We start from the raw sequence: 24,664 nt of genomic DNA on the forward strand, positions 1-24,664 counted from the left end.
AAACTGCAATGAGGGGTGGCAATGACGACAAAGCGAACCGTGTGCCTGTTCCTTGTTCTTGCTGGGCTGGCGGCGGTGTTCATCAGCGCGCATTTCTTCAGCAAATCCCGAACGACGCAATTATTCGGCGGCATCATCGCAAGGGTCGAAACGGAAAGGCCGGTGGTGGCGCTGACCTTTGATGATGGGCCGTCGGTACGCTTTACGCCTGATGTCCTGACGGTCCTGAGGCAGCGCGGGGTAAAAGCGACTTTCTTTTTGACCGGCAAGGAGACCGAAGAAAACCTGCCGCAGGCGCGCATGATCGTCAGCGAGGGGCATCAGCTCGGCAATCATAGCTATACGCATTCCAACATGATGTTCATGGGGCCGGCGCGGATCAGGGAGGAGATCGAGCGCACCGATGCGGCTATTCGCGCTGCGGGCTACGAAGGGGAGATCATGTTCCGGCCGCCCTATGGCAAGAAGCTGCTCACCTTGCCCTGGTATCTTTCACGGCATGACCGGAAAACCATCATGTGGGATGTCGAGCCGGAATCGTTTCCCGATGTCGCCGAAGATGCGTCCGCCCTCGCCAGTCACGTCATCGAGCAAACGAGAAACGGCTCGATCATCATCATGCATGTCATGTATCGAAGCCGCGAGGTGTCCCGGCAGGCGCTGCCCCTGATCATAGATGGCCTTCGTCAACGCGGGTTCGAGTTTGTTACCGTCGCGCAATTGCTCTGATATCGCTGCCGAACCTGTGGCTGTTCAGCCGATCCGCGCCAGAATAAAGTCGGCACGTTCCTCGATGCCTGATTTTGGAAGCACGATGCTATCGTAGCCAAGCGCTTCGTAGTCCCGGACGAGACGATCATACTCCTCGACCGCTGCGTCGAAACCATGCCGGCGCTCATCGTCGCCGCGATAGATTTCAGGCCATGGCGGGGTCAGGAAAACCAGACGGTTATAGCGGTGCGTGTTTTTCAGCGTATCGATGAAGCCATCGCCGCTGACATGGCGTAGCGCTGAGGCGGCGTCGATCAGGCTGCGATCGAAAAAGACGAGGCCATCCGGCGGGGCTTTTTGCCGGTCTTCCAGCGCCATGGCGATCGCCCGGCGGGCGAAGGCCTCGATGTCGATCCAGGGCAGGGCGGTGCCGCCCTTGCGGGTTTCTTCGATGACAATGCGGCGGCCCGGTTCCTCGACGGTTACGAAACCGCGCCGGGCAAGTTCTGCGAGGAGGGTGGATTTTCCGCCGCCGGAGCAGCCGGAAAGGATGATGAAACGGTTCATGGGCGTTTCTCCTGTGTTGGGGTTCAGGTGGATCGGGAGGCGATTTTTCGGCAGGCAGGGGTGAGGCAGGTTTCTTCTCCCCGTCGGGGAGAAGGTGGCCCGAAGGGTCGGATGAGGGGGCAAGCTCTCCAAATATCTCGACCCTCGCCCCCTCATCCCGCTGCCGCGACCTTCTCCCCGGCGGGGAGAAGAAACAAGTGGCGACCGCTCGGCTGGAAGCGGATACTCTGCGTTCAAGCAGAAAATATATGTTTGCTGAACCTTACCGCACTAATTGTGCTCGTCAGCCCTGATGCAAAATATGCGCGGCCTTGACGGCTGCCGAAGCGCGGTTTTCGACGCCGAGCTTCACATAGATCTGCTCAAGATGTTTGTTCACGGTTCTGGCGGAAAGGCCGAGAATATCGCCGATATCGCGGTTGGATTTGCCCTTGGCGATCCACAGCAGCACTTCCGATTCCCGCGTCGTCAGCGCGAAATGTTCTTTCAGCAGATGGTCGTCCGATTTCTCGTTGGCGGCTGTCAGGCGGAAGAGATGTTCGTCCGGACCCATAGCGCCGAGAAAGGAGAGCTGCAGGGCGGGCCGTCCGGCCTGTGTGATCGTCAGCGGCGTGTCGCGGCCGGTTTCCGACGCTGCCCTTTCGCCGAGCCAGCGGCCGATATGGCTGACGACGATCTCCATACCGTCGTCGCGGCCGGTGGCGGCGTTGACCAGTCGGGTCGCCTGTGGTGTGGACCAGTGGATCGCGCCATTGGCGCGCACGGCAAGCAGGTGGCGTCCGGCGGCATCAAGCGCCACGCGGGCGCTCTGGGCCGAGCGGGCATTGGAGAGGTGCACGCGGATGCGGGCGCGCAGCTCATCGATATTGATCGGCTTGGTGAGATAGTCGACCCCACCGGATTCCAGCGCCCGCACCACATGTTCGGTCTCCGTCAGCCCGGTCATGAAGATGACAGGCACCTGCGCCACCGCCGCATTGGCCTTCAGGCGGCGGCAGGTTTCGAAACCGTCCATTGTGGGCATGACGGCGTCGAGCAGGATGATATCGGGCGTGATGCGTTCGGCAATGTTGAGCGCGGCCTGCCCGGATGTGGCGATCAGCGCCGAAAAGCCTGACTGTTCCAGCGCATCGGTAAGGAACCCCAATGCCTCCGGGCTGTCATCCACCAGCAATACGATGTCTCTCGGCAGTGCCGTCCCTGGCCCGCTCATGCCTTGCCGTCTCCCCTGTTGTTGTTGTCGGAAAATCGCTTGAGAAAATCGGCGTAACCGGCCAGATCGAAGGCCTGCACATAGGCGCCGAGCTCTTGCGTGAAGGGCAGGTTGTCCGTGTTGCGGGCGAGATCGGCGAGTTTCGCCTCTATGCCGCGTATGTAGCCTATTTCCCCGAGCCGCTGCAAATCATTGATGTGAATAACGCCGGGATGGATGATCTGCGCCGGCGGCTGCGGTTCCGGCGTTGGGGGCAGGTCCGTATCGTAAATCCATTTGAGGCCGAGATGCACGGCGAGCCTGTCGCAGAGATGGCGGATATCGACCGGCTTGGCAATGGCGTCGTTATGATTGTCCTCACCCGCACCCGCGACAGCGCCATCACCGATATTGGCCGAGAGCATGATGAGCGGTGCCGTCTGGCCGGCCTCGCGCAGTTTCGTCACGAGCTGCCAGCCGGTCATGCCGGGCATGGAAATATCGATGAGGAAAAGATCGGGCTTCACGCCTTCGATCAGCGTCAGGCAGTCCGGCCCGCTCTGGGCGGTCAGCACCACGAAATCCAGCGGCGAGAGCACCTGCCGCATCAGTTCGCGATGATCCTCATTGTCATCAACCACCACGATGGTGCGGCGTGGGCCGGAATAGGAGCGGATGGTCTTTTCTGCCGCAGGCGCCGTGCTTGGCCGGTGCACGGCAGAGAGCATGAGGCGGACGCGGAAAGTGGAGCCCTGATCCTTTTCGCTGGAGACGGAAATCTCGCCGCCCAGCGTGTTGGTCAGAAGCCTTGTGATGGTCAGGCCGAGGCCAAGGCCCGGCATGGGGCGCACGCTTTCGGCCTCGCCGCGCTGGAAAGGCTCGTAGATGCGGGCGAGGTCTTTTTCGGCGATGCCGCGCCCGGTATCCGACACCGTGAAGCTTGCCACCTGGCTGCGATAGGCGACATCGAAGGTGACGCTGCCCTCATCGGTGAATTTGATGGCATTTGAAAGCAGGTTGACGAGAATCTGGCGCAGCCGCTTTTCATCCGTGCGCACATATTGCGGCAGGGAATGGGCGCGCTCATGCCGGAATTCCAGCCCCTTGGCCTGCGCCTGCGGGCGGAACATGTCGACGATCTGGTCGAGGAAATCCTGAATGTTGATCTCGTTGGAATAGACCTGCAGGCGGCCCGCCTCGATCTTGGAAATATCCAGAAGCCCGTCGATCAGGCCGGAAAGGTGGTCGGCGGAACGGCGGATAACCTTGATGGCTGATTGCCGGGGAGGGGGAATGGTCTCATCGCGTTCGAGAATCTGGGCGTAACCCAACACGGCGTTGAGCGGCGTGCGCAATTCGTGGCTGAGGCCGACCACATAACGGCTCTTGGCGCGGTTGGCGGCCTCAGCCGTTTCCTTGGCGTCCTGAAGGGCGGCGTCGGTCTTCTTGTGGGCGGCGATTTCCTTGAGGAGCAATGTGTTCTGGCGCGAGGATTCCTCCTCCGCGACCACCCGGCTGTCATGGGCAAGAACGAGGAACCAGCAGACGATGCCGGCGATGACGGCGAAGACGAAGAACACGATGAGGATGGTGCGGTTGACCACATCTGCCGTCGCCGGCGAGGCGGTGCCGACCTGATGGGCGATCAGCGCCAATATGCCGCCGATGGCGGTGACGGCGATGGCCGCCGCCATGCCGTAACGCCCCAGCCGCGTGGCGAGCTTTGCCACCAGTTGCCTCGGCAGGAAGGTCTTTGCGACCGTCGCGACTTGATAATTGAGCTTGGCCTTCGGCTTGCACATGTCGTGGCAGCGGCTGTCCAGCGAGCAGCAGAGCGAACAGATCGGTGCCGCATAGGCCGGACACCACGCCATGTCCTCCGGCTCGAACGGGTGTTCGCAGATGGAGCAGGTGATGGCGCTCAGTTCGCGCCATTGCTGGCGCGGTTTGCGGGCCAGATAGAACTTGCCCTTCGTAACCCAGGCGATCAGCGGCGAGGCGATGAAGGCGACGATGAGGGTCAGATAGGGTGCAAGCGAGGCGGCAAGTGTACCGAAGGTGCCGAAATGCGCCATCAGCGCAATGGTGGCCGAAAGCGCCATGGAGCCGACGCCGACGGGATTGATATCGTAGAGATGGGCGCGTTTGAACTCGATGCCCGGTGGAGCGAGGCCCAGCGGCTTGTTGATGAACAGATCGGCCGAGATGGTGCAGAGCCAGGCCATGGCGACGATGGAAAAAATGCCGAGCGTTTCTTCCAGCAGGCGATAGATGCCGAGTTCCATCAATAGCAGCGCGATCACCACGTTGAAGACCAGCCAGACGACGCGGCCGGGATGGCTGTGGGTGAGGCGGGAAAAGAAGTTGGACCAGGCGAGCGAACCCGCATAGGCGTTCATGACGTTGATCTTCAGCTGCGAGACCACCACAAAGGCGACCATCAGCAGCATGGCCGCCGTATGGTTGGGGATCATGTAGCCGAAGGCGGTCAGGTACATCTGGGCCGGATCGGCGGCGCGGTCTACCGAGACGCCGGAGCTGAAGGTCAAGACCACGAGGAAGGAACCGGCCAGAAGCTTCGGCACGCCGACAACGACCCAGCCGGCACCCGCCAGAAAGACCGCGATGCGATGGCGCAGGCGGCTCTGGCCTTCCGCGGGCAGGAAGCGGAGGAAGTCCACCTGTTCGCCGATCTGCGACATCAGCGCGAGGATGACGGCGGAGGCCGCGCCGAACTCCACCAGATTGAAATGGGCCACGGTGCCCGGCGGGCCGGAAGCATGATGAATGCCGGAAAAGGCCCGCCACAGATCGTATTTTTCCCAGTCCATCAAAGCGATGAAGATGAAGGGCAATACGTTCAGCACGATCCAGAAGGGCTGGGTGATGATCTGGAAACGGCTGATGAGGCGCACGCCATGGGTGACGAGCGGAATGACCATGACGGCGGAGATGATGTAGCCGATCCAGAGCGGAATGCCGAGCGCCAGCTCCAGCGCCCCGGACATAATCGACGCCTCGATGGCGAAGAGCATGAAGGTGAAGGCGGCGTAGATCAGCGAGGTGATGGTGGAGCCGATGTAACCGAAGCTCGCGCCGCGCGTCAGGAGATCGATATCGACGCCGTGGCGGATGGCGTAACGGCTGATCGGCAGGCCGACGGCAAGCATGGCGATGGCCGCGACGATGATGGCGTAAAAGGCGTTGGTGGTGCCGTAGGAGAGCGTGATCGCGCCGCCGATGGCTTCCAGCGCCAGAAACGAAATCGCGCCGATGGCGGTGTGGGAGATGCGGTTGGACGAAAATTGCCGGGCGCTCTTGGCGGTGAAGCGCAGCGCATAATCTTCCAGCGTCTGGTTGGCGACCCAGCGGTTATATTCGCGCCTGACGGGGATGATGCGTTGCCGTGCGGCCATACCTATCTAGCGCCTTTCCGAAAGGGGCCTCTCACAGCCGCACCGACATGCCGCCATCCACCGTCAGCACATGGCCGTTGACGAAGGAGGCCGCGTCGCTCGCCAGAAACAGCGCCGCACCGGCGATTTCATCCGGCCGGCCCCAGCGCTCCAGCGGCACGCGCATCTTGGCGAAGGCCACCATCTCAGGGTTTTCGGCAAGAGCGGCATTGGTTTCGGTGGCGAACATGCCGGGCGCAATGGCATTGCTGGTGATGCCGCGTGCGCCATATTCGACGGCGATGGCGCGCATCAGCCCGGTGAGGCCCTGCTTGGCGACGGGATAGATCGCATCACCCGGCCGGACGATATGGCCGAGAATGGAGGTGATGGTGATGATGCGGCCGTAACCATTGGTATTCATGGCCTCCGCCGCATCGCGCGATAGCGAGACGGAGGAGGTGAGGTCGGTGCGGATCAGTTCCAGCACGTCCTCGTCGTTAAATTCGGCAAGCGGGCGGCGGTCGCGCGCGCCGACATTGTTGACGAGGATATCGAGGCGGCCGAATTCATCCATGATACGGCGAACGAGGGCGCTTCCGGCTGCGGTATCGGCAATATCGAAGGCGGCGTAATCAGCTTTTCCGCCAGCCTTGCGCAGCACATCTGTCGCCTGTTCCAGCGTTTCGGCATTGCGGCCGGTCAGCCACACATGCGCGCCCGCTTCGGCAAAGGCGCTGGCAATTTCAAAACCAAGGCCGCGGCCGCTGCCGGTGATGATGGCCGTGCGGTTTTCGAGAGAGAATTTCTGGAGAATGCCCATCGCTCACCTTCTTGCTTTTAGAGCATCGGACCGAAAACGATGTTGCGGTTTTCGGAAAATCCGAGGCTGTTGGTCAAAGCCACGCCGCTTCTTTGAGCTTGCGTATGGGAAGACTATGCCGTGTGCGGCGCTCGGCGAAAGGTCGCCTGACCGGTCCGGCCGTTCGGTGGACAGAAAAATGGCGTCGCCCGGTTGCGGGCGACGCCATGTCTTGGGTTATCAGGCAGCAGCCGACTTTGCGAGCGGCACTTCTGCGATCGTCTTCAGAACGACGGAAGCGATCTGGTAAGGGCAGCCCTGCGAGTTCGGACGACGGTCTTCGAGGTAACCACGGTAACCGTTGTTGACGAAGGAGTGCGGAACGCGGATCGAGGCGCCACGGTCGGCAACGCCGTAGGAGAACTTGTTCCACGGAGCGGTTTCGTGCTTGCCGGTCAGGCGCAGGTGGTTGTCCGGACCGTAAACGTCGATGTGCTCTTTCCAGTTCTTGGCAAAGGCAGCCATGAGGGCTTCGAAATATTCCTTGCCGCCAACTTCGCGCATGAACTTGGTGGAGAAGTTGCAATGCATGCCCGAACCGTTCCAGTCGGTATCGCCGAGCGGCTTGCAATGGAATTCGACGTCGATGCCGTACTGTTCGCAAAGACGCAGCAGCAGGTAACGGGCGATCCAGATCTGGTCGGCGGCGCGCTTGGAGCCCTTGCCGAATACCTGGAATTCCCACTGGCCCTTGGCCACTTCGGCGTTGATGCCTTCGTGGTTGATGCCGGCTTCGAGGCAGAGGTCGAGGTGCTCTTCAACGATTTCGCGGGCGACCGAACCGACATTCTTGAAGCCGACGCCGGTGTAATAAGGACCCTGCGGAGCCGGGTAGCCCTGCTCGGGGAAGCCGAGCGGGCGGCCGTCTTGGTAGAAGAAATATTCCTGTTCGAAGCCGAACCATGCGTCTTCGTCGTCGAGGATGGTCGCGCGGCTGTTCGAAGCATGCGGGGTGACGCCATCGGGCATCATGACTTCGCACATGACGAGCGCGCCGTTGGAGCGGGCCGGATCGGGATAGATCGCAACGGGCTTCAGCACGCAATCCGACGAGTGGCCTTCGGCCTGCTGGGTGGACGAACCGTCAAAACCCCAAAGCGGCAGCTGCTCGAGCGTCGGGAATTCGTCGAATTCCTTGATCTGCGTCTTGCCGCGCAGGTTAGGGACCGGCTTGTATCCGTCCAGCCAGATGTACTCGAGTTTGAACTTAGTCATTACGAACCTCTCATAGGTAACAATGCGAAGCCTTGAGGCCTCCGTGGCTTTCGCCGCCGGAAGCGCATTCGCGTTCAAGGGCTGCCCCCTTAGATGCATGCCGCGTGCCAGATTGGCGATATCGCGCGATTTTTTCGAAAAATCTTTCAGGGGCCCTGTCACGCAGGGGCTGCGATATTGCCCCGGCCGGCTTCTGCTGCACTGCGGCGGGCAAATTCACCCCTCATGTTTCATCATTGAATCCTGATAGATAGCCGACGTCTTGCGGGGAAATGCCCTGCTGCGGTGCAATGATTTTGATTGCGCGCGAGGGATCGGCATTTGCCCCAAAAACCGGCGCTTTCGGAATGGTTTTTCTTGTAGATGAGACGATTAATGCCTATATTTTTCGCAACGTGATTTCTTTTTAATCAGACGGAGCGAAATCGGCGCTTGCGGGTTTGCTCCATACAAAAAGTGCTTCGATGCAAACAAAGTGAGATGATCGAAATGGCAACTGGCATTCATCGCGAGACGGCAACGATCTATCAATTCCCGGTCGGCGGGCGCGCGGGTCTTTCCAAGTTCCGCAACAGCAGCCTGAACGACCTCGAGCGCCAGGCGCGGGAGCCGCATATCGACTTCGGTTCCTGGTATCACGACGACGCGATCCGCGACGAAGAGCGGAACGACAAGCCGCATTCCTGATGTGAGACCGTGCTGCGCATTTCTTCTCCCCGCCGGGGAGAAGGTGGCCCGAAGGGTCGGATGAGGGGGCAACCCCTCCGTATATCGCGGCGCTCGCCCCCTCATCCCGCTGCCGCGGACTTCTCCCCGGCGGGGAGAAGAAACAAGCTGAGGCCTCCTGCTTCACAGACAAGCACCTTCAGGTTCAGCTTATTCCCCCCATGCATCTTTCGCCACCCCGCCTACGTCAATTGACGTATACGGTTTCGCTCTCACGAGATTGATAGTCCCTCCCAGCAGCGGCCGCAGATGCCGCTGAGCCTCCACGAGAGGCCAAACAAGGAGAGGGGTTCTTCCGATGATATTCCGCAAGACGCTTAGTGCCGCGCTGCTTGGCGCAATCCTGTCCACGACCGCCTTTCACGGCGCTTTCGCCGCCGATGACACGATCAAGGTGGGCGTGCTGCATTCTCTTTCCGGTACCATGGCGATTTCAGAGACGACGCTGAAGGACGCCATGCTGATGCTCATCGACGAGCAGAACAAGAAGGGCGGCGTGCTCGGCAAGAAACTCGAAGCCGTGGTGGTCGATCCGGCCTCCGACTGGCCGCTGTTTGCCGAAAAGGCCCGCCAGCTGATTTCGCAGGACAAGGTCGCCGCCGTTTTTGGCTGCTGGACCTCCTCCTCGCGCAAGTCGGTTCTGCCGGTCTTCGAGGAACTGAACTCGATCCTGTTCTACCCTGTTCAGTATGAGGGTGAAGAATCCTCTCGCAACATCTTCTATACGGGTGCGGCGCCGAACCAGCAGGCCATTCCGGCCGTCGATTATCTCGCCAGCACCGAAGGTGTGGAGCGCTGGGTTCTGGCGGGCACGGACTATGTCTATCCGCAGACCACCAACAAGATCCTGAAGGCCTACCTGATGTCGAAGGGCGTCAAGGAAGAGGACATCATGATCAACTACACGCCGTTCGGTCATTCCGACTGGCAGACGATCGTCTCCGACATCAAGAAGTTCGGCTCGGCCGGCAAGAAGACCGCCGTGGTCTCCACCATCAACGGCGACGCAAACGTGCCGTTCTACAAAGAACTGGCGAACCAGGGCATCAAGGCGGAAGACATTCCCGTCGTCGCCTTCTCGGTCGGCGAAGAAGAACTTGCCGGTCTCGATACCGCACCGCTGGTCGGCCACCTTGCCGCCTGGAACTACTTCCAGTCCGTCGATGCGCCGGTCAATGCCGAATTCATCAAGACCTGGCATGCCTTTACCAAGAACGACAAGCGCGTGACCAACGACCCGATGGAAGCCGCCTATATCGGTTTCAACTCCTGGGTAAAGGCCGTCGAATCCGCCGGCACGACGGATACGGACAAGGTTCTGGACAGCATCATCGGCGTTTCGGTGCCGAACCTTTCGGGCGGTTACTCCACCGTCATGCCGAACCACCACATCACCAAGCCGGTGCTGATCGGTGAAATTCAGGCCGACGGGCAGTTTGAGATCGTGCAGCAGACGCCGCAGGTGGTGGGTGACGAATGGTCGGATTATCTGCCGGACTCGAAGGATTTGATCTCGGATTGGCGGAAGCCGATGTCCTGCGGCAACTTCAATGTGGCCAGTGGGAAGTGCGGCGGCAAGGGTAGCTGATTAGCGACGGTTCGGGGGCCGCCCCTCTCGAGAGGGGCGGGCCAATTTGCGCTTCTATCATTAGAAACTGAGCCAGCATGCCCCCCTCTGTCCTGCCGGACATCTCCCCCTCAAGGGGGGAGATCAGCAGGACGCACTACCGCCATTTCATTCTCGGGCTTCGAGATGGGTGGGACCTCGCCGCAGGTCGATCTCCCCCCTTGAGGGGGAGATGCCCGGCAGGGCAGAGGGGGGTGGCGGCATATTCTGGTCTCGCCAATTTCAAGCACCTCGTCGTAAAAACGCTCTAAGGAACCGACATGACTATCCGATCTTTTCTCGGAGCTGTTTTTTTCTGGCTCACCCTTGGGATCGCGGCCCAATCCATGGCGCAAAGCGACCCAAAGGCGCTGATCGATGCGCTCGGCACGGCGGATTTCAAGCAGGCTGAAACGTTGATCGGGCAGATTGCCGCCACCGGTGACGCACGGGTGGTGCCGGCGCTTGAGGCTTTCGCATCGGGCGAGCTTTATGTCCGCAAGGCCGACAATCTGGTGTTCATGACGCGGGCCGCCGGGTCCAACTTCACGCTGATCGATCCGCTTTCAGGCGAAACCGTGGGCGAAGCCCCCAAGGCGGCCGTTTCGAAGATCAGGGTCAACAACAATCTCCGCCGCGTCATCCGCGCCGCGATGGGCGGGCTGACGCTGCTCAGCCCGGAAAAATCCGTGCGGCTTTCGGCGGCTGACGCCGTCCTGAAAGCCCCGAGCGCCGAAAATCTCGAATTGCTGGAAGCGGCCATCGCCAAGGAAACCGACAGTGAGGTGCGGACCCGGATGGAGGAGGCGCGGGCTGTCTCGCTGCTCTCCTCCGACCGGTCGCTCGCTGAGAAGAAGGATGCGATCGCAACCATCAAGAAGCTGGGCGGGCGTGACGCCATCGGCATTCTGATGGCGGCCTCCGCTTCCGTCGATCAAAGCCTGAAACCCGATATAGACGAGGCCATTTCCAGCATTGAAAGCGCGCTTGCCTTCTGGGATTACGCGCAGAATGTCTGGTACGGCCTGTCGCTCGGCTCTGTGCTGCTGCTTGCGGCCATCGGCCTTGCCATCACCTTCGGCGTCATGGGCATCATCAACATGGCCCATGGCGAGATGGTGATGATCGGCGCTTACTCCACCTTCATGGTGCAGGAGGTAATCCGTTCGAACTTCCCCGGCCTGTTCGACTGGTCGCTCGCCATTGCGCTGCCAGCCGCTTTTCTGGTGACGGCCTGCGTCGGGCTCATCATGGAGCGCGGCGTCATCCGCTTCCTTTACGGGCGGCCGCTGGAAACGCTGCTCGCCACCTGGGGCATTTCGCTCATCCTGCAACAGGGCGTGCGCTCCATCTTCGGCCCCACGAATCGCGAGGTCGGCAGCCCCGGCTGGATGTCCGGCTCCTTCAGCGTTGGTTATCTCAATTTCACCTGGAACCGGGTGTGGATCGTCTGCTTCTCGCTGTCGGTATTCTTCGCGCTGCTGGTGCTTTTGAAGCGCTCGGCCTTCGGCCTGCAGATGCGCGCCGTGACCCAGAACCGCCGCATGGCCTCTTCCATGGGCATCCGCACGCCCTGGGTGGATGCCTTCACCTTCGCGCTCGGTTCGGGCGTTGCCGGCCTTGCGGGCGTGGCGCTGTCGCAGATCGACAATGTCTCGCCCAATCTCGGCCAGAGCTACATCATCGACAGTTTCATGGTGGTGGTGTTCGGCGGCGTCGGCAATCTCTGGGGAACGCTGGTCGGCGCGCTGTCGCTCGGCGTGCTCAACAAGTTTCTCGAGCCGACGGTCGGCGCCGTGCTCGGCAAGATTCTCGTGCTCGTTCTCATCATCCTGTTCATCCAGAAGCGGCCGCGCGGTCTCTTCGCACTCAAGGGAAGGGCGATCGAAGCATGATTACCGGCTTCCTCCTGCGCGCGCTCGATCGCCGTATTTCCATCGCCATCGGCATCATTCTGGCCATTGCCGTGCTGGTGCCCGCCTCCAACCTGCTGTTGCCGGCTGACAGCGCGTTTCGCATCCCGACCTACATCATGTCGATGCTCGGCAAATATCTGGCCTATGCGCTCCTGGCGCTGGCGCTTGATCTCGTCTGGGGTTACTGCGGCATTCTCTCGCTCGGCCACGCCGCCTTCTTTGCGCTCGGCGGTTATGCCATGGGCATGTATCTGATGCGGCAGATCGGCACGCGCGGGGTTTATGGCCATCCGGTGCTGCCCGATTTCATGGTGTTCCTCAACTGGAAGGAATTGCCGTGGTTCTGGCACGGCTTCGACATGTTCTGGTTTGCAGCGCTGATGGTGCTGGTGGTGCCCGGCCTGCTCGCCTTCGTGTTCGGCTGGTTCGCCTTCCGCTCGCGGGTCAACGGCGTATACCTCTCCATCATCACGCAGGCCATGACCTACGCCCTGCTGCTTGCCTTCTTCCGCAACGACATGGGTTTCGGCGGCAATAATGGCCTCACCGATTTCAAGGACATCCTCGGCTTTTCCGTGCAGGCGGATGGCACGCGCGCCGTATTGTTCGCCATGACGGCGGTGATGCTGGCGCTTTCGCTGCTGATTGCCTCCGGCATCGTCAATTCCAAATTCGGCAAGGTGCTGGTGGGCGTGCGTGATGCCGAAAGCCGGGTGCGTTTCCTCGGTTTCCGGGTGGAAAACATCAAACTCTTCACCTTCGTTGTGTCAGCCATGATGGCGGGCATTGCCGGGGCGCTGTTCGTGCCGCAGGTGGGCATCATCAACCCCGGCGAATTCTCCCCCGCCAACTCCATCGAAGTGGTGGTGTGGACGGCGGTAGGCGGGCGCGGCACGCTGATCGGGCCGATCATCGGCGCCGTTCTGGTCAATGGCGGCAAGAGCTATTTCACCGGTGCTTTCCCCGAATTCTGGCTGTTTGCTCTGGGCGGTCTCTTCATCGCGGTGACGCTGTTCTTCCCGAAGGGCATTGTCGGCACCGTGCAGCATTATCTCGTCGGGCGTCGCGAAAAGCGGGTCGCGCGGGCGGCAGGGGCTGCCCAGCAGCCCGGCAACGACAGCGCGGTTGCGCAACAGGCGGCGGAGTAAGCCCATGAACACGGTTTCCGAAAACAGAACCAAGAGCCTGCTTTATCTCGATGGCGTCTCCGTCTCCTTCGATGGTTTCAAGGCCCTCAACTCGCTCTCCTTCGTGGTGGAGCCCGGTGAACTCCGCGCAATCATCGGCCCGAATGGCGCGGGCAAAACGACGATGATGGATATCATCACCGGCAAGACGCGGCCGGATACGGGTACGGTGTTGTTCGAAGACAGCATCGATCTCACGAAAAAGGACGAGGCTGATATCGCCCAGCTCGGCATCGGGCGGAAGTTCCAGAAGCCGACGGTGTTCGAAAGCCACACCGTCTGGGACAATCTGGAACTGGCGCTCAACCGCAAGCGCGGCGTCTTCGCGACGCTGTTTTACCGGCTGACCGAGGAAGACAAGGCGCGCATCGAGGAAATCCTCGCCACCGTGCGTCTCGGCCACCGCCGCGGCGATCTTGCCGCCAACCTATCGCACGGCCAGAAACAGTGGCTGGAAATCGGCATGCTGCTGGCGCAGGAACCGAAGCTGCTTTTGGTGGACGAGCCTGTCGCCGGCATGACGGATGCAGAGACGGCGGAAACCGCCGTGCTTTTGAAGGAGATCGCGAAGACCCGTTCGGTTGTCGTGGTGGAGCACGATATGGGCTTCATCCGCGAACTGGGCGTGAAGGTGACGTGTCTTGCCGAAGGCTCGGTGCTGGCCGAAGGGTCGATCGATTTTGTGTCCAGCGATCCGAAGGTGATCGAGAATTATCTGGGGCGTTAGAAAGAGTGTTCTTCTACTTGTGCCTGTAATAATAACCGGATTTAAGTTGAAAAATTTAAGATCTGGAGTTGATTTGATGGCGTTGATCGGAATTCTGGTTATGGCAATCGGCGGTGCGGCTGTCTGGTATTGGCGGCTGAAAATGGCGCGTGAGGCGGGTAGCGAGATCATCGATACCGTCGAAAAAATGCGCGGCGCTTATAAGCGCAGATCGTTTCGGAAGAAGGCCGAAGTCGCTCCGATAGCCTCCATTCGCGATCCGGCTATCGCTGCGGTGGCATTCTTCATGTGCCTTGCGAACGAAAAGCCGATGTATCTCGACGTGGCCAAAAATGTCGTTCGCGACAGGATGAAAGGCATCGTCCCGCCAGCGGATATGGAGGAAGTTATCGTCTTTGGAGAGTGGGCGTCCAGAAATGTCGTTAATCCCGAAGACCCAATTCGCAGGTTTCGCGATTTATGGGCAAATACGCTCGATTTCGATGAAAGACGCCAACTGATCGATATCGCCGAAGAGGTTAGCCGAGTGGGGGGTGACAAGACCTCCGAGCAGGATCTCGCTCTGCAGGCCTTGCGACGAACATTATTGAATTAGAACAGGTGGGTGAAATGCTGACAGTCGAAAACATCAACCTCCACTATGGCGCGGCGCAAGCCCTGCGCGGTGTTTCCCTCAAGGCCGAGATGGGCAAGATCACCTGTGTTCTCGGCCGCAACGGCGTCGGCAAAAGTTCGCTCTTGCGTGCTGTCACCGGCCAGCAGCCCACCAGCGCCGGCGCCATCCGTTTCGGCGATGCGGCGCTTGACGGGCTCGCACCTTACCAAAGGGCGAAGCGGGGGGTGGGTTACGTGCCGCAGGGACGGGAAATCTTTCCGCTGCTCAGCGTGCAGGAAAATCTGGAGAGCGGTTATGCGCCGCTGCCGCGCAGGGAGCGTTTTATCCCGGACGATATTTTCAGCCTGTTTCCGGTGCTGCAAACCATGCTGTCGCGGCGCGGCGGCGATCTCTCGGGCGGCCAGCAGCAGCAGCTTGCGATTGGCCGGGCGCTGGTGACACGGCCGAAAATCCTCGTCCTCGACGAGCCGACGGAGGGCATCCAGCCGTCGATCATCAAGGATATCGGCCGGGCGATCAAATATCTGCGCGACTCCACAGGCATGGCGATCCTGCTGGTCGAGCAATATCTGGATTTCTGCCGCGAGCTTGCCGATTACGTCTACATCATGGATCGCGGTGAAATCGTTCATGAGGGGCTGGCCGAAACGCTGGATACGCCGGAAGCGCGGCGGCATCTGACGGTGTAATGTTGCGTGCGCCGATCACGGCATAAAAACGGCCGATTAATATTTTGAAAGTCTATGCGCCTGTGCATGGCTTTCATGCGTGATTTTAGCGTTTCATTAAGTAAAAGCCTATGGTATTGGGCGCATGAAATGCTGCATGCGAGACACAGAAGAAGTCTATTCGCACGCCGCGACTGTTGATCCCTTACATTTCCCGCACGCTCGACGTATCGTCGGGAAACTGTGCCAATAAAGGCGTGTCAATGATTCAAGACTTTGCAGTGGGCCGGGCTTCCCGGTTGGTGCGTTCCGCACGCAGACTGTTCCTCGGGCTGGTGATCAGCGCAGGCGCAGGGGCCGCAGCGTCGGCATCGACCTGCGGTCAGGGTATTGGCCCCGGCATGGAACCGGGTCGGCACGACTTTTCCATTCTTTCCAACGGTGAAAAACGCGACGGCGTCTATTTTGTTCCATCGGCCTATGATGGAAATAAGCCGCTGCCGGTCGTGTTCGATTTCCATGGTTCCAACAGCAATCCGCATGGTCAGCTGAACCGCAGCGGCTGGGACAAGCTTGCCGAGCGTGACGGTCTCATGGTCGTGGCGCTGGCCGGCAGCCTGAACGGCGAATTGCCGGGCACCCATGCCTGGAATGTTCCCGGTGTCACCAAGCGGCCGGGCGGGCTGGATGAAGTCGGTTTCATCCGCGACGCCATTACCATGGTGAAGGGCAAGTTCTGCGTGGATGAGGAGCGTTTTTATGGCTCCGGTTATTCCGGCGGCGGGCGCATGCTGTCGCAATTCATCTGCAGCGGCAACGCGGATTTTAACGCTGCCGGCTTCGTTGCTTCGCTGCGCGCCGGTTATCCGCTGGAGACGGAAGGCAAATGGGGACCGGATGCGGCAAGCTGCCAGCCTGTGCGGCCAATGTCGATCATCGCCTTTGCCGGGCTGAAAGACCCCGCCAATCCCTATCAGGGCGGCGGCAAGTCCTATTGGCAATATGGCGGCGAAACGGCGTTGAAGCGCTGGGCCGAAATGGATGGGTGCAAGGGCGCTGCCAAAAGCAAGGTGGGAGAGAGCTTCACCGTTAATTCCTATGATGTCTGCAAGGCTGGCGCACGCATCCAGTCCTATGTCATCAACGACTGGGACCACGCCTGGCCGCGCGCCACCATGAAGGCCGAGGTTCTGGCGGCTAACGCCGTTGTCACCCGCAAGCCGGGCGGCGAGCAGACACCGAAGGCGGAACCGGCCGTGGAGCGCAAGATGCCCACAGGCGAAGTGACGCGCACGGTTGATGCGGCCGAAAGAATGTGGGATTTCTTCCGCAATACGGAAGGGCAGCTTGTCGTGGATGCCGTCGTCAAGAAGGATTGCGGCGTCAAGACCTCGTCCGCTTCCGCAACTGTTTCGGAGACCGCGTGCAGCAGCAACAGCAAGCCATCGGCCCTTCCGGTCGCCAAGACGCTCAACCTGTCCGGCAGCAACGCGCCCGTGGCAGAGGACGCATTGTAACAAAGGCTGTTGAAGGCCGCAGCCGGCTGGACGAACTGTTCCAGGAAGGCTGCGCGAAAATCCGCCTGCCGGAAACCTTCTCAAACGAAGCGGAAGCCATCCTCATCAATTCCTCCGGCGGCCTGACCGGCGGAGACGAAATCGAATGGCAGGCCACGGCCGGCGCCGGCACCTCGCTTGTTGTGACCACGCAGGCCTGCGAAAAGGTCTATAAGGCATCATCAGGCACCGCCACCGTAACCGCCCGCGTTTCCGCCGGGCCGGGTGCGAAGCTGCATTGGCTACCGCAGGAAACCATCCTCTTCGACCGTGCTTCCTTGACCCGCCGGCTGGAAGCCGATCTCGATCAATCCTGCGAATTCATCGCCGTCGAAGCCGTGCTGCTCGGCCGTAAGGCCATGGGCGAGGCGATGACGCATGGTCTTTTTCGTGACCGCTGGCGTATTCGCCATGGGGGCAGGCTGGTGCATGCGGAAGAACTTCTGCTTCATGGCGAGGTGGCGGCGCTGACGGCGAAACCGGCGGTTCTGGCCGGTCAGGTGGCGTTTGCCACGCTTCTTTATATCGGGCCGCTGGCCGAGGCGCTTCTGCCTAAAATCCGGGCTATTGCCGGTGAAAGCGGCGGCGCCAGCGAATGGCAGGGCAAGCTTGTCGTTCGCGTCTCTGCCGAAGATGGTTTCTCCTTGAGAAAATTGCTTTTTCCGATCATTTCGCTCTTGCGAAACGGCGCGCCAGTGCCGAAAGTCTGGAATCTGTAAACCCTTAAGGTTGCCCCGCGACAGGCGTCCTTCGGGGTCTGTCAACACGTCGGATCTGCCTGCCGCAATCACGCTGTTTGCGGGGGCAGGCGCCAAGCTGCGGGACCACGATGAACCTTAGCCCAAGAGAAAAAGACAAGCTGCTGATTTCCATGGCCGCCATGGTGGCGCGCCGCCGGTTGGAACGCGGCGTGAAGCTGAACTATCCCGAAGCGATTGCGCTGATTACCGATTTCGTGGTCGAGGGCGCCCGCGATGGCCGCGCCGTGGCCGACCTGATGGAGGCGGGCGCGCATGTCATTTCCCGCGATCAGGTGATGGATGGTATCGCCGAGATGATCCATGATGTGCAGGTGGAAGCGACCTTTCCTGATGGCACCAAGCTGGTGACCGTTCACGAACCGATCCGTTGAGGGGTTGATATGGCTCTGGAACTTCGGCCCAATTGCGAATGCTGCGACCGTGATCTTGCGCCCGATGACAGGGATGCGATGATCTGTTCGTTCGAATGCACTTTCTGCGTCGACTGCGTGACGGATGTGCTTCACGGCGCCTGCCCGAATTGCGGCGGCGAGCTGGTTCGCAGGCCCGTTCGTCCGGCGGCGAAGCTCATCAACAACCCGGCATCGACGAAGCGGGTGCTGAAGGCGGAAGGCTGCGCGGCAGCCACGGCCGCTTGAGAAAGACAAGGGGAGCACCATGAAACCAGGCGAGATCATTGCCGCAGAAGGCACCATCGAACTCAATGCCGGCCAGCCGACGGTGACGATCGAGGTGGCCAATTCGGGCGACCGGCCGGTGCAGGTGGGCAGCCATTATCATTTCTTCGAGACCAATGCGGGTCTCATCTTCGATCGCGACAGGGCGCGCGGCATGCGTCTGGATATTCCCGCGGGCACGGCGGTTCGTTTCGAACCCGGCCAGAAGCGGGAGGTGACGCTGGTGCCGCTTTCCGGCAAGCGTGAGGTTTATGGTTTCCGTCAACAGGTCATGGGGAGGTTATGAAATGGCGACGGCGCATTATCACGGAAGCTGCCAGTGCGGCAGCGTCAGCTTCGAGGTCGATGCCGACCTCGACCACACAGTTGTCTGCAATTGCTCGCGCTGCAAGCGTCTTGGCTCCACGCTCGCCTTCGCGCCGCGTGACAAGTTCACGCTGCTTTCCGGCGAGGACACGCTGGCGGAATATCTCTTCAACAAACACAAGATCCGTCATCTTTTCTGCTCCACCTGCGGCATCGAGAGCTTTGCTTATGCCGACGGGCCGGATGGAACGCCGATGGTGGCAGTGAACGCCAATTGTCTTGATGGTGTTGATCCCCGGGCGCTGAAGCCGCAGGCTTTCGACGGCGCGGCGGCCTGAGCGATGGAGATGAGCCGAAACAAGGTCTTCATGGCGGCCGTACTTCTCAGCGCGGCCGCCGGATTTTCCACGCCGGCCGCAGCGCAGAGCGAGCCGGACTGCAAGGCGCCGCAGACGCAGGCGGACATGACCATCTGCGCCGGCAAGGATTACGAAAAGGCCGACAAGCAGTTGAACGCGGAATATCAGAAGCTGCGCAAGCTGCTCACCGAGCGCGACAAGACGGCGCAGGCGGATGGCAAGGGTGCGACCGACGCCCTGGTGACTGCCCAGCGCGCCTGGGTGGCGTTTCGTGACGCCAATTGTGCGCTTTCAGGCTTTCAGGCGCGTGGCGGCTCGATGGAACCGATGCTGATTTCCTCCTGCCTCGCCGATATGAGCGGCAAGCGGGCGGAAGAACTGCGTCAGCTGTCGGAAGGTTTCTGAACGCATGGGGCGGCGGATCACGATCGTCGGAAACGGGGAACTGCCGCCGGGCGTGGCTGATTTCATCGACCGTTCCGACATCGTCATCCGCTTCAATGATTGCCGGTCGCTGGGGCTGGGCGGTACGCGCACCGATGTGGTGGCCGTGTGCAACACCGGGCGGCCGGGCCTCGAGATGACCGAGGGCGCCGAATGGCGCGAGAGCGACGGTGTGCGGCAGGCCGCTGCCATCTGGTCCGTCCGTGATCCGGCAAAGTTTTCCGAAATGGAACCTGATATACGCGCACGCTGGCCCGAACTGACCGATTTCTGCGCTGATTACACCGAAAGCTTTGCCGCCATCGCCCGCGAAACCGGCAAGAGCCACATCGTCATTCCGCGCGGCGTGCATGAAAGGCTCGATGCTGCGCTCGAAACCTATGCGCCTGCGCCCTATGTCTGCCCCAGCACCGGCCTTGTCGCCATCGCCCATGTTCTTGAGAACGTGAGCGGCGGTGGTGACGAAGTGGCGATTGCCGGTTTCGGCCATCAGGGCTGGAGCGGCCATCCATTTGCCGCCGAACAACAGCTGGTCGAAGCCCTTGCGGGTGAGGGCCAGCTCACACGAATTTCTCCCACATCGATTTTCTCCGCGTCCGAAGGAGCCTGAACCCATGCCATACAAGATTTCCCGCGCCGCCTATGCCGGCATGTTCGGCCCGACCGTGGGTGACAAGGTGCGCCTTGCCGATACCGAGCTTTTCATCGAGATCGAGAAGGACCACACCACCTATGGCGAGGAAGTGAAATTCGGCGGCGGCAAGGTCATTCGCGACGGCATGGGCCAGAGCCAGGCGACGCGGGCCGAAGGGGCGGTCGACACCGTCATCACCAATGCCGTCATCGTTGACCACAGCGGTATCTACAAGGCGGATGTGGGCCTGAAGAACGGCCGCATTCACGCCATCGGCAAGGCGGGCAACCCCGATACACAGCCGGGCGTGACGATCATCGTCGGCCCCTCGACGGAGGCGATTGCCGGTGAAGGCAAGATCCTGACCGCCGGCGGCATGGATGCGCATATTCACTTCATCTGCCCGCAGCAGATCGAAGAAGCGCTGATGAGCGGTGTGACCTGCATGCTCGGCGGCGGTTCCGGCCCGGCGCATGGCACGCTCGCCACCACCTGCACCGGCGCATGGCATATCGAGCGCATGATCGAAAGCTTCGATGCTTTCCCGATGAATCTCGCGCTCGCCGGCAAGGGCAACGCCTCGCTGCCCGCACCGCTGGAAGAGATGATCCTTGCCGGCGCCTCCTCGCTGAAATTGCATGAGGACTGGGGCACGACGCCTGCCGCCATCGACAATTGCCTGACGGTGGCCGATGAATACGACGTGCAGGTGATGATCCACACCGATACGCTGAACGAAAGCGGTTTCGTGGAGGACACCGTCGCCGCGATCAGGGGGCGCACCATCCATGCCTTCCATACCGAAGGTGCGGGCGGCGGCCATGCGCCTGATATCATCAAGGTTTGCGGCAACCCGAACGTCATTCCGTCCTCCACCAACCCGACGCGGCCTTACACCGTCAATACGCTGGCGGAGCATCTCGACATGCTGATGGTGTGCCACCACCTGTCGCCGTCCATCCCTGAAGACATCGCCTTTGCCGAAAGCCGCATCCGCAAGGAAACCATCGCTGCAGAAGATATTCTTCACGATATCGGCGCGTTTTCGATCATCTCGTCCGACAGTCAGGCCATGGGCCGTGTCGGCGAAGTGGCGATCCGCACCTGGCAGACCGCCGACAAGATGAAGCGCCAGCGCGGCCGCCTGAAGGAGGAGACCGGCGAAAACGACAATTTCCGCGTCCGCCGTTACATCGCCAAATATACAATCAACCCCGCCATCGCCCAGGGCGTCAGCCATGAGATCGGCTCCATCGAAGTCGGAAAGCGCGCCGATCTGGTATTGTGGAACCCGGCCTTTTTCGGCGTGAAGCCGGAGATGGTGCTGCTCGGCGGTTCGATTGCCGCAGCCCCGATGGGCGATCCCAATGCCTCCATTCCCACACCGCAGCCGATGCATTACCGGCCGATGTTTGCCGCCTATGGCAAGCTGCGCACCAATTCCTCGGTCACATTCGTTTCGAAGGCGTCGCTGGACGCCGGCCTTGCCCAGCGCCTCGGCGTGGCGAAAAAGCTGCTGCCGGTGAAGAATGTACGCGGCGGCATTTCCAAGGCGTCAATGATCCATAATTCGCTGACGCCGCATATCGAGGTCGATCCGGAAACCTATGAGGTGAGGGCGGATGGCGAGCTTTTGACCTGCGAGCCGGCCACGGTGCTGCCGATGGCGCAGCGTTATTTCCTGTTCTAACGGCATTTCATGGTGAGATTTATCACAAGGTGGATCGGCGGCGGCACGCTGCTGATCCTCCTGCTCCTTCTGCTCGGTACTGTCCTGCCGCGCCCGTTCTTTGCCGATGAGGTGAGCGGGGGCGTGAAAGACCGCGAAATCCTGCTGTTATCCAACCCGATCCACACCGATATTGCGCTGCCGATCGATGACGATCTGCGGCGGGTCTTTTCCGAATTGCAGGAGGACGGCATTGCCGTCAACCACCCGGCGGCCGCCTATCTGGTGTTCGGCTGGGGCGGCCGGTCGTTTTATACCGAGACACCCACCTGGGCCGATCTGAAGCCCATGCCGGTCTTGCGCTCGCTGACGCTTGACCAGTCGGTGATGCATGTGGATGTGACGGGAGATTTTCCCGCCGATCTTGCCGGGGTAAAGCGGCTTCGCATTTCCGAAGCCGGGTATCAGCGCCTGGTGACGGCCATTCGTGCCAGCTTTTCGCGAGACAATGGCAAGGTGCTGCTGATACCGGGTGTCGCTTATGGCCTGACGGATGCGTTTTTCGAGGCGAATGGCCGGTTCAACGCCCTTGTCGGCTGCAATACATGGTCGGCTGCCATGTTGCGTGAGGCCGACATTCGCACCGGCTGGTGGACACCGTTGCCGCCGTTTCTGCGCTGGTCGGTGGCGCTGCATGATTGATGCTCGCAAGCCGCTGTTTTCCTCTGGCGAAACCTATTTTTATGCTGCACCGCAGCGCGTCTTGCGTTATGGAAACGGCAAAAGAATTCCGCAGGGATCGATCCCAAGTGATCCCTGTAAAACGCCAGAACAGGAGACAAGACATGCTCGGCAAAAAAGTGCCCGCCGTTACCTTCCGCACGCGCGTTCGTGATGAGGCCGTTGGCGGCCCGAACCCCTTCCGTTGGCAGGACATGACCTCAGACGACTATTTCAAGGGCAAGAAGGTCGTTCTGTTTTCGCTGCCCGGCGCTTTCACGCCGACATGCTCGACCTACCAGCTCCCCGATTTCGAAAAGCTGGCGCCGGAATTCCGCGCGCTCGGCGTTGATGAAATCTATTGCCTGTCGGTCAACGACGCCTTCGTCATGAATGCCTGGGCCAAGGGCCAGAACCTCGAAAACGTCAAGATCATTCCTGACGGTTCGGGCGAGTTCACCCGCAAGATGGGCATGCTGGTCGCCAAGGACAATCTCGGTTTCGGCATGCGCTCCTGGCGTTACGCCGCCGTCGTCAATGATGGCGTCGTCGAGCAGTGGTTCGAGGAAGAGGGCTATCAGGACAATTGCGAATCCGACCCCTATGGCGTTTCCGCGCCGCAGAACATTCTGGAAAACCTCAAGAGCCGTGCCGCGGCCTGATTGTGGGTTTGGAAGGCCCGGCAGCGATGTCGTGTCTTCGCGGGTATCGACAGGAGGCGAAAATCTCTCCTCCGTCATCCTCACCCTTGAGGTGTGGACCCTCGGCTCAAGCCTCAGGATGACGTCGAAGGTGGAAAAAGGTTTACGCTTGGCCCGGCAGCAATGCCGGGCTTTGTCGTTCTGGCGGCCGTGTGTCCCGAAATCGTGCCTTGAAATCCCCCCGTCTATCCGTCAAAAATCGTAACCCCAAGACTGTTTCTGAAACGGATCATCCCATGCTGCGCGTCACCTCCTATCATCCGGCCGGAACCCCCGCCGACGAACCTTCCGGTTATGTCACTCTGGCGCATGACCAGCGGCATCTTCGCCGCAAGCTGCTGCATCTGCAGAATGACGAGATGGTGATGCTGGACCTGAAGGAAGCGGTGCTTTTTGCCCATGGCGATCTTCTCGTGGTGGAAAACGGCGACCTGATCGAGGTCCGCGCGGCTGACGAAAAGCTCTTCGAAATCAAGGCGAAGGATCGCCTTCACCTGATCGAGCTTGCCTGGCATCTGGGCAACCGGCATCTTTCCGCGCAGATCGAGGAGGAGCGTATTCTCATCCTGCGTGACCACGTCATCCGCGCCATGCTGGAAGGTCTTGGCGCTACCGTGCGTGATGTCGAAGAGCCTTTCCAGCCGGCCCGTGGCGCTTATCATGCCCATGGCGGGCATTCCCACGGCCATGATCACGGCCACCACCATCACGATCACGGCTGAGCCGTGAGCGAAGATCGCGGCGTTGCCGCGCTGCTGCGGCTCATGGCCTGGATGTCGCCTGCCTTTCCGGTTGGCGGTTTTTCCTATTCCGGTGGACTTGAAAAGGCGGTGGAGGATCGGCGCGTCGGGGATGCGGCGGCTCTGCGCGACTGGCTCGAAACGCTTCTGCGCTGCGGCAGCCTGTGGAACGATGCGGTGTTTCTGGCACATGCCTGGCGCAATGCCGAGGACGCCGCCGTCTTGAGCGAAACGGCCGATCTGGCGCGAGCGCTGGCCGGTTCGGCGGAGCGATACCGCGAGACGGTGCTTCTGGGCGATGCCTTCGTTGCCGCCGCCGGCGCCTGGCCGCATGCGGTTCTGGACGTGTTGCCCAAAGACGTTCCCTATCCCATCGCTGTCGGGGCGGTCGCCGCCGGTCATGCGGTGCCGATAAGGGACACGATTGCCGCCTTTTCGCACGCCGGCGTCTCGCAGGTCGTGTCGGCTGGCATCCGCCTCGGGGTCGCGGGACAGAAGGATGGTGTCGCCATTCTGGCTGCAAGTGAAGCGATCATCGCGGAGATGGCGGCGCGGGCGATGCAATCCACGCTCGATGATCTCGGCAGTGCGACGATCATCGCTGACACAGCGGCGATGCGGCATGAAACGCAGGGCACCCGGCTTTTCCGGTCCTGATCGTGCTGTATGACGATCTTATTGAACGAGCGGATGCTGCTTGTTTCTTCTC

The 24,664-nt window shown here is 60.8% G+C and carries 26 protein-coding genes; 21 read left to right on the forward strand and 5 right to left on the reverse strand.

Annotation, left to right across the window (positions count from 1 at the left end):
• Positions 1-21: 21 nt before the first annotated feature.
• On the forward strand, positions 22-729 hold the full coding sequence (locus tag CFB10_RS15900) for a polysaccharide deacetylase family protein (RefSeq protein ID WP_020011608.1): 708 nt from the start codon (positions 22-24) through the stop codon (positions 727-729).
• Positions 730-753: 24 nt separating this feature from the next.
• Here the strand turns inward: CFB10_RS15900 and CFB10_RS15905 are convergent, their stop codons facing one another.
• The 5 genes from CFB10_RS15905 to CFB10_RS15925 form a co-directional block, all read right to left on the reverse strand.
• Entirely contained in the window at positions 754-1,278 is a 525-nt protein-coding gene (locus CFB10_RS15905) for an AAA family ATPase (RefSeq protein ID WP_020011607.1), read from the reverse strand.
• Positions 1,279-1,561: 283 nt separating this feature from the next.
• Positions 1,562-2,491 carry a response regulator gene (locus CFB10_RS15910; RefSeq protein WP_026363915.1) on the reverse strand — a complete coding sequence of 310 codons (930 nt, stop codon included), beginning with the start codon at positions 2,489-2,491 and terminating at the stop codon, positions 1,562-1,564.
• Entirely contained in the window at positions 2,488-5,886 is a 3,399-nt protein-coding gene (locus CFB10_RS15915; RefSeq protein WP_020011605.1) for an ATP-binding protein, read from the reverse strand. The genes CFB10_RS15910 and CFB10_RS15915 overlap by 4 nt, the downstream gene beginning before the upstream one ends.
• 31 nt (positions 5,887-5,917) lie before the next feature.
• The gene (locus tag CFB10_RS15920; RefSeq protein WP_020011604.1) at positions 5,918-6,688 is read right to left on the reverse strand and encodes an SDR family oxidoreductase; all 771 of its coding nucleotides are present in this window, start codon (positions 6,686-6,688) and stop codon (positions 5,918-5,920) included.
• A 219-nt stretch (positions 6,689-6,907) separates the two neighbouring features.
• Positions 6,908-7,942, reverse strand: coding sequence for a glutamine synthetase beta-grasp domain-containing protein (locus CFB10_RS15925; RefSeq protein ID WP_026363914.1), 1,035 nt, complete (start codon positions 7,940-7,942; stop codon positions 6,908-6,910).
• A 480-nt stretch (positions 7,943-8,422) separates the two neighbouring features.
• Here CFB10_RS15925 and CFB10_RS15930 point away from each other — a divergent pair, with 480 nt between their 5' ends.
• From CFB10_RS15930 to CFB10_RS16025, 20 genes are all read left to right on the forward strand, one after another.
• Positions 8,423-8,629, forward strand: coding sequence for a DUF2735 domain-containing protein (locus CFB10_RS15930; protein ID WP_020011601.1), 207 nt, complete (start codon positions 8,423-8,425; stop codon positions 8,627-8,629).
• Between the two features lie 337 nt (positions 8,630-8,966).
• Positions 8,967-10,256 carry an urea ABC transporter substrate-binding protein gene (gene urtA, locus CFB10_RS15935; protein WP_020011600.1) on the forward strand — a complete coding sequence of 430 codons (1,290 nt, stop codon included), beginning with the start codon at positions 8,967-8,969 and terminating at the stop codon, positions 10,254-10,256.
• Between the two features lie 299 nt (positions 10,257-10,555).
• Complete coding sequence (urtB, locus tag CFB10_RS15940; RefSeq protein ID WP_026363913.1) at positions 10,556-12,169, forward strand: urea ABC transporter permease subunit UrtB; 1,614 nt, start codon at positions 10,556-10,558, stop codon at positions 12,167-12,169.
• Positions 12,166-13,338, forward strand: coding sequence for an urea ABC transporter permease subunit UrtC (urtC, locus tag CFB10_RS15945; protein WP_020011598.1), 1,173 nt, complete (start codon positions 12,166-12,168; stop codon positions 13,336-13,338). Before urtB ends, urtC begins: the two co-directional genes overlap by 4 nt.
• A 4-nt stretch (positions 13,339-13,342) precedes the next feature.
• Positions 13,343-14,104, forward strand: coding sequence for an urea ABC transporter ATP-binding protein UrtD (gene urtD / locus CFB10_RS15950; RefSeq protein WP_020011597.1), 762 nt, complete (start codon positions 13,343-13,345; stop codon positions 14,102-14,104).
• Between the two features lie 76 nt (positions 14,105-14,180).
• Positions 14,181-14,699, forward strand: a complete 519-nt coding sequence (locus tag CFB10_RS15955) for a hypothetical protein (protein ID WP_020011596.1) — start codon at positions 14,181-14,183, stop codon at positions 14,697-14,699.
• Between the two features lie 14 nt (positions 14,700-14,713).
• On the forward strand, positions 14,714-15,409 hold the full coding sequence (gene urtE / locus CFB10_RS15960; RefSeq protein ID WP_020011595.1) for an urea ABC transporter ATP-binding subunit UrtE: 696 nt from the start codon (positions 14,714-14,716) through the stop codon (positions 15,407-15,409).
• Positions 15,410-15,651: 242 nt separating this feature from the next.
• On the forward strand, positions 15,652-16,905 hold the full coding sequence (locus CFB10_RS15965; RefSeq protein ID WP_034501293.1) for a PHB depolymerase family esterase: 1,254 nt from the start codon (positions 15,652-15,654) through the stop codon (positions 16,903-16,905).
• Positions 16,812-17,663: an urease accessory protein UreD gene (locus CFB10_RS15970; protein WP_020011593.1), complete on the forward strand. Its 852-nt coding sequence runs from the start codon at positions 16,812-16,814 to the stop codon at positions 17,661-17,663. The genes CFB10_RS15965 and CFB10_RS15970 overlap by 94 nt, the downstream gene beginning before the upstream one ends.
• A gap of 110 nt (positions 17,664-17,773) precedes the next feature.
• Complete coding sequence (locus tag CFB10_RS15975) at positions 17,774-18,076, forward strand: urease subunit gamma (protein WP_004443305.1); 303 nt, start codon at positions 17,774-17,776, stop codon at positions 18,074-18,076.
• Positions 18,077-18,085: 9 nt separating this feature from the next.
• Entirely contained in the window at positions 18,086-18,343 is a 258-nt protein-coding gene (locus CFB10_RS15980; RefSeq protein ID WP_020011591.1) for a DUF1272 domain-containing protein, read from the forward strand.
• A 19-nt stretch (positions 18,344-18,362) separates the two neighbouring features.
• On the forward strand, positions 18,363-18,668 hold the full coding sequence (locus tag CFB10_RS15985; protein ID WP_003510142.1) for an urease subunit beta: 306 nt from the start codon (positions 18,363-18,365) through the stop codon (positions 18,666-18,668).
• Between the two features lies 1 nt (position 18,669).
• Positions 18,670-19,026 carry a GFA family protein gene (locus CFB10_RS15990; RefSeq protein ID WP_020011590.1) on the forward strand — a complete coding sequence of 119 codons (357 nt, stop codon included), beginning with the start codon at positions 18,670-18,672 and terminating at the stop codon, positions 19,024-19,026.
• 3 nt (positions 19,027-19,029) lie between these two features.
• Positions 19,030-19,452, forward strand: a complete 423-nt coding sequence (locus CFB10_RS15995) for a lysozyme inhibitor LprI family protein (RefSeq protein WP_020011589.1) — start codon at positions 19,030-19,032, stop codon at positions 19,450-19,452.
• A 4-nt stretch (positions 19,453-19,456) separates the two neighbouring features.
• Positions 19,457-20,101: a hypothetical protein gene (locus CFB10_RS16000; protein ID WP_020011588.1), complete on the forward strand. Its 645-nt coding sequence runs from the start codon at positions 19,457-19,459 to the stop codon at positions 20,099-20,101.
• A gap of 4 nt (positions 20,102-20,105) precedes the next feature.
• Entirely contained in the window at positions 20,106-21,815 is a 1,710-nt protein-coding gene (gene ureC / locus CFB10_RS16005; protein ID WP_020011587.1) for an urease subunit alpha, read from the forward strand.
• A 9-nt stretch (positions 21,816-21,824) separates the two neighbouring features.
• Positions 21,825-22,496, forward strand: coding sequence for a TIGR02117 family protein (locus CFB10_RS16010; protein ID WP_020011586.1), 672 nt, complete (start codon positions 21,825-21,827; stop codon positions 22,494-22,496).
• Positions 22,497-22,639: 143 nt separating this feature from the next.
• Entirely contained in the window at positions 22,640-23,176 is a 537-nt protein-coding gene (locus tag CFB10_RS16015) for a peroxiredoxin (RefSeq protein WP_020011585.1), read from the forward strand.
• A 275-nt stretch (positions 23,177-23,451) separates the two neighbouring features.
• On the forward strand, positions 23,452-23,937 hold the full coding sequence (gene ureE, locus CFB10_RS16020; protein ID WP_020011584.1) for an urease accessory protein UreE: 486 nt from the start codon (positions 23,452-23,454) through the stop codon (positions 23,935-23,937).
• 3 nt (positions 23,938-23,940) lie between these two features.
• A complete protein-coding gene (locus CFB10_RS16025; protein WP_020011583.1) occupies positions 23,941-24,612 on the forward strand; it encodes an urease accessory protein UreF in 672 nt (223 codons plus the stop codon).
• Positions 24,613-24,664: the final 52 nt, after the last annotated feature.

It is taken from the genome of Agrobacterium sp. 719_389 (assembly GCF_900188475.1).
Taxonomy (GTDB): domain Bacteria; phylum Pseudomonadota; class Alphaproteobacteria; order Rhizobiales; family Rhizobiaceae; genus Agrobacterium; species Agrobacterium radiobacter.

Bases quoted from the DNA above. Each gene is read 5' to 3' on its own strand.
- CFB10_RS15900 (WP_020011608.1), top strand. From the start codon at position 22: ATGACGACAAAGCGAACCGTGTGCCTGTTCCTTGTTCTTGCTGGGCTG.
- CFB10_RS15980 (WP_020011591.1), top strand. From the start codon at position 18,086: ATGGCTCTGGAACTTCGGCCCAATTGCGAATGCTGCGACCGTGATCTT.
- CFB10_RS16000 (WP_020011588.1), top strand. From the start codon at position 19,457: ATGGGGCGGCGGATCACGATCGTCGGAAACGGGGAACTGCCGCCGGGC.
- CFB10_RS15965 (WP_034501293.1), top strand. From the start codon at position 15,652: ATGATTCAAGACTTTGCAGTGGGCCGGGCTTCCCGGTTGGTGCGTTCC.
- CFB10_RS15955 (WP_020011596.1), top strand. From the start codon at position 14,181: ATGGCGTTGATCGGAATTCTGGTTATGGCAATCGGCGGTGCGGCTGTC.
- CFB10_RS15930 (WP_020011601.1), top strand. From the start codon at position 8,423: ATGATCGAAATGGCAACTGGCATTCATCGCGAGACGGCAACGATCTAT.
- CFB10_RS15915 (WP_020011605.1), bottom strand. From the start codon at position 5,886: ATGGCCGCACGGCAACGCATCATCCCCGTCAGGCGCGAATATAACCGC.
- urtD (WP_020011597.1), top strand. From the start codon at position 13,343: ATGAACACGGTTTCCGAAAACAGAACCAAGAGCCTGCTTTATCTCGAT.
- CFB10_RS15975 (WP_004443305.1), top strand. From the start codon at position 17,774: ATGAACCTTAGCCCAAGAGAAAAAGACAAGCTGCTGATTTCCATGGCC.
- urtE (WP_020011595.1), top strand. From the start codon at position 14,714: ATGCTGACAGTCGAAAACATCAACCTCCACTATGGCGCGGCGCAAGCC.
- ureC (WP_020011587.1), top strand. From the start codon at position 20,106: ATGCCATACAAGATTTCCCGCGCCGCCTATGCCGGCATGTTCGGCCCG.
- CFB10_RS15990 (WP_020011590.1), top strand. From the start codon at position 18,670: ATGGCGACGGCGCATTATCACGGAAGCTGCCAGTGCGGCAGCGTCAGC.
- ureE (WP_020011584.1), top strand. From the start codon at position 23,452: ATGCTGCGCGTCACCTCCTATCATCCGGCCGGAACCCCCGCCGACGAA.
- CFB10_RS15910 (WP_026363915.1), bottom strand. From the start codon at position 2,491: ATGAGCGGGCCAGGGACGGCACTGCCGAGAGACATCGTATTGCTGGTG.
- urtC (WP_020011598.1), top strand. From the start codon at position 12,166: ATGATTACCGGCTTCCTCCTGCGCGCGCTCGATCGCCGTATTTCCATC.
- CFB10_RS16015 (WP_020011585.1), top strand. From the start codon at position 22,640: ATGCTCGGCAAAAAAGTGCCCGCCGTTACCTTCCGCACGCGCGTTCGT.
- CFB10_RS16010 (WP_020011586.1), top strand. From the start codon at position 21,825: ATGGTGAGATTTATCACAAGGTGGATCGGCGGCGGCACGCTGCTGATC.
- CFB10_RS15905 (WP_020011607.1), bottom strand. From the start codon at position 1,278: ATGAACCGTTTCATCATCCTTTCCGGCTGCTCCGGCGGCGGAAAATCC.
- CFB10_RS15920 (WP_020011604.1), bottom strand. From the start codon at position 6,688: ATGGGCATTCTCCAGAAATTCTCTCTCGAAAACCGCACGGCCATCATC.
- CFB10_RS15925 (WP_026363914.1), bottom strand. From the start codon at position 7,942: ATGACTAAGTTCAAACTCGAGTACATCTGGCTGGACGGATACAAGCCG.
- CFB10_RS15985 (WP_003510142.1), top strand. From the start codon at position 18,363: ATGAAACCAGGCGAGATCATTGCCGCAGAAGGCACCATCGAACTCAAT.
- urtB (WP_026363913.1), top strand. From the start codon at position 10,556: ATGACTATCCGATCTTTTCTCGGAGCTGTTTTTTTCTGGCTCACCCTT.
- urtA (WP_020011600.1), top strand. From the start codon at position 8,967: ATGATATTCCGCAAGACGCTTAGTGCCGCGCTGCTTGGCGCAATCCTG.
- CFB10_RS15995 (WP_020011589.1), top strand. From the start codon at position 19,030: ATGGAGATGAGCCGAAACAAGGTCTTCATGGCGGCCGTACTTCTCAGC.